Below are 10,397 nucleotides of genomic sequence, written 5' to 3' on the forward strand. Positions count from 1 at the left end.
TTTTTATAAGTTTTAAAATATACTGAATTTATAAAATAAAATATATTAAAGAAGTAAAAAACATAGATTGGGAAAAAATAATTATCGGTAACCCATAGCCTAGATTTATAAGCATATATCGAAGTGACCAAACAACAAAATACCACACTCAAATTATACGATAACGGAAGTTTCCTCCACCACAACAAAGAGAAAAGTAGCAAAAAATTAATCAATACAAGAGGGTTGCCTATTATTTCTTGCACCCATCGATCAGCCACCATATCAAAGCTTTTCGAAGAGTGCTCTTCAGATATAAATCTTTGAGCTTCGAAAAACTTATCAAATTCGATAAAAGCATAGGGATGAATGATAAAAAATATAGAAAAGAATACTATAAGGCAGAAAAATATTATTTTTATAAATTCCCCTAACTGCAATTTTTTCACTTCAAGATGGTACAATATGAAAAAAGAAAGAGCTATAAATGTGTTCGCAACGACGAATGCTTGCTTACTTAGACAAGAAAGAGATAAAAACAATATAGCAAGGTAAAAATCACCTTTTATATTTTTTTTATCTACATAAATACTATAAAACAATCCCACAGCGGCTAACTGAAATAAAACACCTAACATTTCTGGGTGTATTTCATTAAAAAAATGTGCGGTTACAGGATTTACTATAAAGAAAGCAGTTAGTATACAAGCTTTGGTCCTCGTCACACTCCGAATTGTTAGCTTATAAAATAGTGTAATTACAATTAGTCCTATAATAAAACCAACAGCTCTTATCGAAAAATTCACTCCTATTTCTGAATCGACTCCGATAACATTCAATATTGAAATTAAAACAAAATTGAGTGAGAAATATGTCCAACCATAAAATTGAGAATGATAAGTTGCATTCATGTTGTAGAATGCACTTGTCGTTAGTTGTTCGAGAGAACTTACAATTGAGTTCTCATCGATAGTCATAAACTCTTTTGAATTTATATTAGCAAAGACACAAATTCCATATAAAGCCCCATAGAAAGTAAAAAGAAGTAATAGTGATTTATTACTTTTAATGACGTCCATTATCATCTCCTAGAATAACTTTTAATACTTTTCTCCAATCACTCGCTTGAACAAAGAAGTATTGCGAAATTTTCTCAGTATTGAGTCTCGAGTTACTTGGACGCTTTGCCGGTGTTGGGTATTGTTCAGTCGTAATACTCGACAAGTTCGGTTTGCTATCAAGAACACCTCGCTCAACAGCAATATCAAAAATAGCTTCAGCAAAATCAAACCAGCTGACATGAGGCAAACCCGAATAATGGTAAATACCATATTCAACCTCACTCCCTTGAGTAATGCGTTTCGCGATTTGAATCAATGTACTTGCAATATCACCGGCAAATGTAGGCCCACCAAACTGGTCTCCGACAATGCTTAATGCATCTCGAGTCTCACCTAATCTGAGCATCGTTTTCACGAAATTATTGCCGTTTTCACCAAAAACCCACGCGGTACGAAGAATGATGTGCTTTTCACATGATTGTGCAACAGCAATTTCCCCAGCCAGTTTACTTTCACCGTAAACACCCTGAGGGTTCGTCGGATCTGTCTCGATATAGTCCCCGACTTTATTACCTTCAAAGACATAGTCTGTGGATATATGCAGAATTGCCGCACCAATGGTTTGTGCGGCTTGTGCTAGATATTTGGGACCATCACGATTTATCGCATAAGAGAGAGCAACTTCCTCCTCAGCCTTATCAACCGCAGTGTGTGCAGCTGCGTTAATAATAACGCTAGGTTGAAATTCAGTAACGACTGCATTTACAGCATCTTGATTGCTAATGTCAAGGTGCTGTCTATCAAGCGCTAACACTGTTATATTTTCATTGTTGGCCAACTGTTCAGTGAGGCAAGAACCAACTTGACCGTGACAACCGGTGATTAATACTCGCATTAAGCCTCAGCCTTTTTCTTTGCTTCATTAACCAAACGCGTTAAATACTGGCCGTACTCATTTTTCATCATTGGTTTAGCTAAAGTCAGAACTTGCTCATCATTTAACCAACCGTTGCGCCATGCGATTTCTTCTAGACACGCGACTTTTAGCCCTTGTACATGCTCAATAGTTTGCACGAAAGAAGATGCTTCATGTAAGCTCTCATGAGTACCTGTGTCTAGCCACGCAAAACCACGACCTAGTAATTCTACGTTTAAAGAACCGTCATTTAGATACATTTCGTTAAGAGTGGTAATTTCTAGTTCACCACGATGAGATGGCTTAACTTGCTTAGCCATTTCGACTACACGGTTATCGTAGAAGTAGAGACCGGTTACTGCATAGTTTGACTTAGGATGTGTTGGTTTTTCTTCAATTGAAACGGCTTTCATATTCTCATCAAATTCAACGACACCAAAGCGCTCTGGGTCTTTGACTTGATAACCGAATACCGTTGCCAAGCCTTGCTCTGTGAGTTCACAGGCATGCTTCAGCTGCTCACTAAACGATTGGCCATAGTAGATATTGTCACCCAAGACCAAACACACACTGTCATCACCAATAAACTCTTCACCAATAATGAAAGCTTGAGCCAAACCATCAGGACTTGGTTGAATTGCATACTCAAGATTAATACCGAAATCAGAGCCATCTCCAAGCAAACGCTGAAAGCCAGCGTTATCTTCAGGTGTCGTGATGATCAAAATATCTTTAATACCAGCAAGCATTAATGTCGATATTGGATAGAACACCATTGGCTTGTCATAAATCGGCAAGAGTTGTTTCGAAACACCACGTGTAAGTGGGTATAGGCGAGTACCAGAGCCACCAGCTAATACGATACCTTTCATTACTTCATATCTCCTGCTACTACACCTAGGCGCTCACGTTGGTAACTACCATCTTGTACATTTTGACACCACTTAGCATTATCTAGGTACCATTGTACTGTTTTACGAAGACCCGTTTCGAAAGTCTCCTCCGGTGTCCAACCCAATTCACGTTGCATTTTAGATGAGTCAATAGCATAGCGACGGTCATGACCTGGGCGGTCTTGAACGTAGGTGATTTGCTCTGCGTATTTGCTCTCTTTCGGTACTAGCGTATCAAGGATGTCACAAATAGTATTAACCACTTCAAGATTCTGCTTTTCGTTATGACCACCAATATTATAGGTCTCACCGACTTTACCCTCGGTCACGACTTTGTAGAGCGCTCGAGCGTGATCTTCTACAAACAACCAGTCACGAATCTGGTCACCTTTACCGTAGATAGGAAGATCTTTTCCTTCTAGAGCATTCAAGATGACAAGTGGTATCAATTTTTCAGGAAAATGGTATGGCCCATAGTTATTTGAGCAATTAGTGACAATAGTCGGCAAGCCATAAGTACGAAGCCACGCACGTACCAAATGGTCACTTGATGCTTTTGAAGCAGAGTAAGGGCTAGAGGGTTCATAAGATGTCGTCTCCAAGAACATTGGTAGCTCAGCACCTTCTGGAACCTCATCTGGGTGAGGAAGGTCACCATAAACTTCGTCTGTAGAAATATGGTGGAAGCGAAACTCTGCTTTCGCTTGATCTTCAAGTGTATTCCAGTACTCACGTGTCGCTTCTAGTAGCGTATATGTTCCAACTACGTTCGTTTCAATGAATGCAGCTGGACCGGTGATAGAGCGGTCAACATGCGACTCAGCGGCTAAGTGCATTACTGCATCCGGTTTATGCTCTGCAAAAACACGGTCAAGTTCTGAACGATTACAAATATCTACCTGTTCGAATGCATAACGTTCATTTGAATCAACATCGACAAGTGACTCCAAGTTCCCCGCATAAGTGAGTTTATCAACGTTTATAACGCTGTTCGATGTATTGCTGATAATGTGGCGAACAACTGCAGAACCGATAAAACCAGCACCGCCAGTGACTAATATCTTCACAAAAAACCCCTAACCTAACTTATTTTGATTCATGAACTGTGCATAGTGTAGGCATCTTTACCAAACACGCTACCGCCCTTTGGTAACAAAGCGAAAACCACACTACGCGTTAAAATTTAAAAATGTAAATAGGGCTATTATCTATCTAACGGAAAATATAATCAAAAAAAATCGTTAAACTTTGCTCCTGATGCTGTTTAAAGATTCAGTTCTCTATGTACACCAAACTCCAAACCTCGCTATACTCCTACCTTATAATTTTTCGCCCAATAATGAATAAGAGTTCAAGACATGCAAGAGTTAGTTCCATTTGTTCAAGAGAATATGATTTTAGCCATCGTATGGATCGGCTTGGTTGTTGCCATCATTGCGAACGTTATCAAGACATCAAACGCAGCGTACAAAGAGATCACTGCAGCACAAACAACACAACTGATTAACCGTGAGAACGGCGTTGTGGTTGATATTCGTACTAAAGATGAGTTCAAAAAGGGCCATATTACTGACGCACTTCACATTTTGCCGTCGGACATCAAATCAAATAACTTGGGAAGCCTTGAAAGCCGTAAAGCTGACCCAATCATCGTAGTATGCAAGACAGGTCAAACCGCTCAAGAAAGCGCTAACTTACTGGTTAAAGCAGGCTTCGAAAACGTAAGCGTGCTGAAAAGTGGCCTAGTGGCTTGGAGCGAAGCTAATCTACCTTTAGTAAAAGGTAAAAAGTAAGCTGACCTAATAAACTAACTTTCGGGTTTTGTTCGACAAATATGACGAACCAAGCCCAATTTAAATTTTTAAGGACAAGAAAATGGCTGAAGCAGCACAACAAGACGCACAACAAAACTTCGCAATCCAACGTATCTTCCTAAAAGACGTATCTTTCGAAGCGCCAAACTCTCCAGACATGTTTCAAAAAGAGTGGAACCCAGATGTAAAACTGGACCTAGACACTCAGAGCCGTGAACTTGGCCAAGGTGTGTACGAAGTAATCCTACGTCTAACGGTCACTGTTAAGAACGCAGATGACACAGCATTCCTTTGTGAAGTTCAACAAGGTGGCATCTTCTCTGCAAGCGAAATGGAAGCTGGCCAACTGGCTCATTGCCTAGGTGCATTCTGCCCAAACATCCTGTTCCCATACGCTCGTGAAACGATTTCTAGCCTAGTGGTTAAAGGTACGTTCCCACAACTGAACCTAGCACCTGTAAACTTCGATGCTTTGTTCATGAACTACCTACAGAACCAAGCTCAACAAGCTGAAGGCGAGCAGGCTTAAGTCTCAAAGTAGAACTTAATCCTAACGTTTCAAACGCTAGTTAACTCTTAAATGCACATCGTAACTTCTGCGATGTGCATTTTTTCTTTACACTGTACTAAGATAGAAAGCCTTCTGATTATTAGGAAGCTTTTCCAGAATTCTTCGATTTCCCTCATTATTTTTAGGTGGAAGCATGACAGATACAACTCGCCCGACTAACACGGCAGACGATTACGGTATAGACAGCGCTTACGGCAAAGAAATTGCCATGACTGTCATTGGCGCTGGTTCTTACGGAACCTCTTTAGCCATATCTCTAGCGCGTAACGGTGCAAACGTTGTTCTTTGGGGGCACGATCCTATCCACATGGCACGTCTTGACTCAGAGCGTGCAAATAATGAGTTTCTTCCTAATATCGACTTTCCAGAAAGCCTGATCATCGAATCAGACCTTGAGAAAGCAGTAACAGCCAGTCGTGACCTCCTAGTCGTTGTCCCTAGTCACGTGTTTGGCATCGTTTTAAATAGTTTAAAGCCTCATTTATCTGATAACTCTCGTATCTGCTGGGCAACGAAAGGGTTAGAACCTGAAACAGGTCGCCTGCTTAAAGATGTCGCGCACGATGTGCTGGGTGATGGCTACTCTTTAGCGGTTCTATCCGGGCCGACCTTCGCCAAAGAGTTAGCGATGGGCATGCCAACGGCTATCTCTGTAGCTTCACCTGATGAAGTTTTCCTAGAAGAGCTTCAAGAAAAAATTCACTGCGGTAAAACATTCCGCGTGTACGCAAACTCAGATTTCATTGGTATGCAGCTTGGCGGCGCAGTGAAGAATGTTATCGCAATTGGCGCAGGCATGTCGGATGGTATTGGCTTTGGTGCTAATGCACGTACCGCACTCATCACTCGCGGCTTGGCTGAAATGAGCCGATTAGGTGCTGCTCTTGGCGCGCAACCAGAAACCTTCATGGGTATGGCAGGGCTGGGCGATCTAGTACTAACCTGTACTGATAACCAATCACGTAACCGTCGTTTTGGATTGGCTTTAGGTTCAGGTAAAGACGTCGATACTGCACAAGAAGAGATCGGCCAAGTGGTCGAAGGCTATCGCAACACTAAAGAAGTTTGGTTACTATCCGAACGTATGGGTGTTGAGATGCCAATTGTTGAACAAATCTATCAAGTGCTGTATCAAGGAAAGGATGCACACTTAGCTGCGCAAGATCTGCTTGCTCGAGACAAGAAGTCAGAGCGATAACATCGCTTATTAAGTCGTGGAATGAAATAGATAAAATGGATGGAAAAATGAAACACTGTGAACAACAAAAAGTTTGGCAATGCATCGTAAAAGAAGCTCGACAGCAGTCTGAGCAGGAACCTATGCTTGCGAGTTTTTACCATGCCACGATTATCAACCATGAAAGCCTAGGGGCTGCACTCAGTTACATTCTTGCTAACAAGTTAAAGACGGCTTCGATGCCAGCCATGGCTGTACGTGAAGTGGTTGAGCAAGCGTTTGAAGAAGATGACTCAATCATTGATGCGGCCGCTTGTGATATCTGCGCGACAGTTACTCGAGATCCGGCTGTAGAAATGTACTCGATGCCTCTGCTTTATCTGAAAGGCTACCACGCTTTGCAAGGTTACCGAGTGGCTAACTGGCTATGGAAGCAAGGGCGTATTGCACTTGCTACTTACCTACAGAACCAAATTTCGGTTGCTTGCCAAGTGGATATTCACCCAGCCGCTCGTATCGGTAAAGCGATCATGCTCGACCACGCCACCGGTATCGTGATTGGTGAAACAGCCGTAGTTGAAAATGATGTATCTATCCTTCAAGACGTGACTTTAGGTGGTACGGGTAAAGAAGGTGGCGATCGTCACCCTAAAATCCGAGAAGGTGTAATGATCGGTGCCGGCGCTAAAATACTTGGCAATATTGAAGTGGGTGAAGGCGCGAAAATTGGTTCTTGCTCAGTGGTTCTTCAAGCCGTTCCGCCTCATACGACTGTCGCTGGTGTTCCTGCAAAAATTGTTGGAAAGCCGAAAACTGATAAGCCATCTTTAGACATGGATCAGGGGTTTAACGGTCGCTCTCAGAACTTCATCCATGGTGATGGGATTTAAGAGCAGATTCGGGATCCGACGAATAGCCGATAGCCGAGATGCGAAAAGACTCGCAGCAGATGCTGATTATTAATAAGAGCAAAATGACGATAATGATGAAACCCGTTCAATCAATGAGCACTGTTCTTTTGATATCTGCCAGCCTTGGTGTTGCTCTTTTGTCTTCATCATCATTTGCTGCATCTCAAGGTGAACTGAAAGGCGTATCAAGCGAAATCTCTCGTCAACAGAAAGCGCTCTCTTCCCAGCAAAAGAAACTCGATAGCCTACAGGCAAACCTCAAGAAGCAGGAGCTGTCCATCGCTTCACTTGAAAAAGCGATTCTAGACAGTAAAAAGCAGCTCAATACTGCTAATGCTAATATTGCTAATTTAGACACAAAGATTAAAGCGCTCACTGCACAGAAAAAAGTCCAGACAGACAAGTTAGAGCAGCTCATTCAGACTTACTACATGACGAGTCGAGCTAAGGCTTCTTCTCACATTCTCAACACCGGTGTAGAAGAAGATCGCATCAGTCATTATTACCAGCACCTTGCCAAAGCTCGCTCCGCAACCATTAAAACGATTGAACAGACGCAACTTGAATTAGAAGAAAGCCACAAACAGCGTCAACTTGAGCAAGAACAGATAGCAACACTGCTAAAACAGCAAACCACCAAGCGCGATACGTTAGCCAAAACTCAAACGCAGCGTAAGAAAACGGTTGGCAGCATCAAGAAAAACATCTCGGGTGACAAGAATTACCTAGCAGAGCTTCAGCGAAATGAAACACGCCTCAAAGCTGAAATAGCGAAAGCAGAAAAAGCGGCTCGAGAACGACGTAATGCCGTCCCTATGGATGGGTTAGCCAAACGCAAAGGTAAACTGCCTTGGCCAATCAAAGACAAAGTTCTGCATAACTACGGCTCACGCCAAACGGGTCAAATTAACTGGAAAGGCATGGTGATAAACGCCAAGTACGGTCAGCAGGTAAAATCGGTTTACTCTGGCACGGTGGTATTTGCAGAGTATCTGCGTGGCTATGGATTAGTGGTGCTACTTGACCACGGTAAAGGTGATATGACGCTCTACGGCTTTAACCAAGCACTTTTAAAGAAAGAAGGTGACAAGGTTAAAGCTGGCGAAGCGATTGCGCTTGCTGGTGACACTGGCGGCCAAACGCGCCCTTCACTGTACTTTGAGATTCGCAGAAACAGCCAAGCCCAAAACCCGAAGAGTTGGTTAGTTCGATAAAGAGCAGATACGGGATGCGAGTATCTTTCTTCGAATCCCGTATACCGCTTACTCGTCTCTTTCTATTTAGAGTTCAACGCCCTTACACCATCTTCTAATAATGTCAGCTGTTCAAAACCTTGCGCGGTCGCAATTGGTTTAACGGTCGCTATCATCTGCAGCATTCCTTGATGAACGACTTGCTCGGTAATTTGGGCTTTTGGAGACATCGCAGACTGATACGCCAACCAACCCGATGCGATCAAGTGAAGAGAAGTGACCATCGATTTCATTTCCGTATCCGTTGCTTTGAGCAGGTTCAACTCAACGAAGGCTCGCATGATATCGACAAGATTCGTTTGCAGCTTTTCTTGTACGGCCATGTAATCAAGGTGGAGTTTTTCATCACGTGACAATATTTCAGGCAGATTCGCATAGAAGAATCGGTACTTCCACATCAGTGTGAAGATAGAATCTAAGTAAGTCTTTAGTAACGTCAGGCTTTCTTGTTGGCCTTGAATCGGTGTGAACCTTTCAAGTAACTCTGTCGAATAGAGAGTAAAGATGTCACGGACAATTTCTTGCTTGTTGCGGAAATGGTAGTAGAGGTTACCAGGGCTAATCTCGATATGCTCAGCAATATGATTGGTCGTAATACTACGCTCACCGTGCTCATTAAAAAGCTCTAGAGCAGCGTAAACAATCTTGTCACGTGTTTTCATTAGTTATTAGTATCCCTATCCGTTTAGGGGTTCAGTATATCGCCACTAAACGGATAGATCGAGCTGTTAACATCTGGTCTAATTAGCATTAGCTAAAATAGAGCCGAATCAATCACTGCCAAACAGATCTCGTGTGTACACCTTATCTGCAACGTCTGCGATTTCTTCTACCATTCTGTTAGATACAATCACATCCGATACAGCTTTGAACTCTTCTAGGTCAGAATAAACCTTCGAGTTAAAGAAATGCTCTTCTTCCAATACCGGTTCATACACGACGACTTCGATGCCTTTGGCTTTTAAACGCTTCATGATCCCTTGGATGGAAGAAGCACGGAAATTGTCAGAGCCCGCCTTCATGATCAAACGATAAATACCGACAATTTTAGGCGAGCGCTTAATAATTGAATCCGCAATGAAGTCTTTTCGGGTACGGTTTGCATCAACAATCGCACCCACAATGTTGTTTGGTACATCTTGATAGTTTGCTAATAGTTGCTTGGTGTCTTTTGGTAAGCAGTAACCACCGTAACCAAATGAAGGGTTGTTGTAATGATTGCCGATACGAGGGTCTAAGCCAACACCTTCTATGATCTGACGAGAATCCAAGCCATGCGCTTCCGCGTAAAAATCAAGCTCATTGAAATAAGAAACTCGCATCGCTAGATAAGTATTTGAGAATAACTTTACTGCTTCTGCTTCCGTTGAGTGAGTAAACAGTACGTCGATGTTTTCTTTTTCCGCACCTTCCACAAGAAGATTCGCAAACACTTTAGCGCGTTCAGAACATTCACCAACGATAATACGTGATGGGTGTAGATTATCGTACAGGGCCTTGCCTTCACGCAAAAACTCCGGTGAGAACATGACGTTTTCGCAGTTCAGCTCTTGCTTAATACGCTCGGTATAGCCAACCGGCACCGTTGATTTAATAACCATCACCGCATCAGGATTGATCTCCATGACGTCTTTGATGACAGATTCTACAGAGCTGGTATCAAAGTAATTATTTTTTGGATCATAATCGGTTGGTGTAGCAATGATGACAAACTCAGCATCTTTGTAAGCCGCTTTATCTGTTGTCGCCCTGAAATTCAGCGCCTTATGTGATAGAAAGTGTTCAATCTCATTGTCTGCAACCCAGGGCGCGAGCACACTTT

11 protein-coding genes are annotated in these 10,397 nt (G+C 42.4%); 5 read left to right on the forward strand and 6 right to left on the reverse strand.

What is annotated here, in order from left to right; all coding sequences use genetic code 11:
• From AB4493_RS19525 to rfbB, 4 genes are all read right to left on the reverse strand, one after another.
• Positions 1–1,058 (reverse strand): hypothetical protein (locus tag AB4493_RS19525; RefSeq protein ID WP_372155637.1); only part of this gene is annotated, 1,058 nt, incomplete at its 3' end.
• Positions 1,045–1,935 (reverse strand): dTDP-4-dehydrorhamnose reductase, encoded by an 891-nt coding sequence (gene rfbD / locus AB4493_RS19530; protein WP_372155638.1) that lies wholly within the window; start codon positions 1,933–1,935, stop codon positions 1,045–1,047. The genes rfbD and AB4493_RS19525, both read right to left, overlap by 14 nt.
• A complete protein-coding gene (gene rfbA, locus AB4493_RS19535) occupies positions 1,935–2,828 on the reverse strand; it encodes a glucose-1-phosphate thymidylyltransferase RfbA (RefSeq protein WP_372155639.1) in 894 nt (297 codons plus the stop codon). Before rfbA ends, rfbD begins: the two co-directional genes overlap by 1 nt.
• A complete protein-coding gene (gene rfbB, locus AB4493_RS19540; protein ID WP_372155640.1) occupies positions 2,828–3,916 on the reverse strand; it encodes a dTDP-glucose 4,6-dehydratase in 1,089 nt (362 codons plus the stop codon). Before rfbB ends, rfbA begins: the two co-directional genes overlap by 1 nt.
• Positions 3,917–4,207: 291 nt before the next feature.
• Here rfbB and AB4493_RS19545 point away from each other — a divergent pair, with 291 nt between their 5' ends.
• The 5 genes from AB4493_RS19545 to AB4493_RS19565 all read left to right on the forward strand — a co-directional run bounded on the left by AB4493_RS19545 (position 4,208) and on the right by AB4493_RS19565 (position 8,536).
• The gene (locus AB4493_RS19545; RefSeq protein WP_004741402.1) at positions 4,208–4,642 is read left to right on the forward strand and encodes a rhodanese-like domain-containing protein; all 435 of its coding nucleotides are present in this window, start codon (positions 4,208–4,210) and stop codon (positions 4,640–4,642) included.
• A gap of 82 nt (positions 4,643–4,724) precedes the next feature.
• Positions 4,725–5,192, forward strand: coding sequence for a protein-export chaperone SecB (gene secB / locus AB4493_RS19550; RefSeq protein ID WP_004741403.1), 468 nt, complete (start codon positions 4,725–4,727; stop codon positions 5,190–5,192).
• Between the two features lie 175 nt (positions 5,193–5,367).
• The gene (gpsA, locus tag AB4493_RS19555) at positions 5,368–6,432 is read left to right on the forward strand and encodes an NAD(P)H-dependent glycerol-3-phosphate dehydrogenase (protein WP_372155641.1); all 1,065 of its coding nucleotides are present in this window, start codon (positions 5,368–5,370) and stop codon (positions 6,430–6,432) included.
• A 47-nt stretch (positions 6,433–6,479) separates the two neighbouring features.
• Positions 6,480–7,301, forward strand: a complete 822-nt coding sequence (gene cysE, locus AB4493_RS19560; RefSeq protein WP_136974368.1) for a serine O-acetyltransferase — start codon at positions 6,480–6,482, stop codon at positions 7,299–7,301.
• An 83-nt stretch (positions 7,302–7,384) separates the two neighbouring features.
• Positions 7,385–8,536 carry a murein hydrolase activator EnvC gene (locus AB4493_RS19565; protein WP_017066282.1) on the forward strand — a complete coding sequence of 384 codons (1,152 nt, stop codon included), beginning with the start codon at positions 7,385–7,387 and terminating at the stop codon, positions 8,534–8,536.
• A gap of 62 nt (positions 8,537–8,598) precedes the next feature.
• Here AB4493_RS19565 and AB4493_RS19570 read toward each other — a convergent pair whose 3' ends face one another.
• Together AB4493_RS19570 and AB4493_RS19575 are read right to left on the reverse strand one after the other, a co-directional pair.
• On the reverse strand, positions 8,599–9,237 hold the full coding sequence (locus AB4493_RS19570; protein WP_017063104.1) for a TetR/AcrR family transcriptional regulator: 639 nt from the start codon (positions 9,235–9,237) through the stop codon (positions 8,599–8,601).
• A 108-nt stretch (positions 9,238–9,345) separates the two neighbouring features.
• On the reverse strand, positions 9,346–10,397 hold a 1,052-nt coding region (locus AB4493_RS19575; RefSeq protein ID WP_372155642.1), incomplete at its 5' end, for a nucleotide sugar dehydrogenase.

It is taken from the genome of Vibrio sp. 10N.222.55.A1 (assembly GCF_041473835.1).
Classification (GTDB): domain Bacteria; phylum Pseudomonadota; class Gammaproteobacteria; order Enterobacterales; family Vibrionaceae; genus Vibrio; species Vibrio crassostreae_C.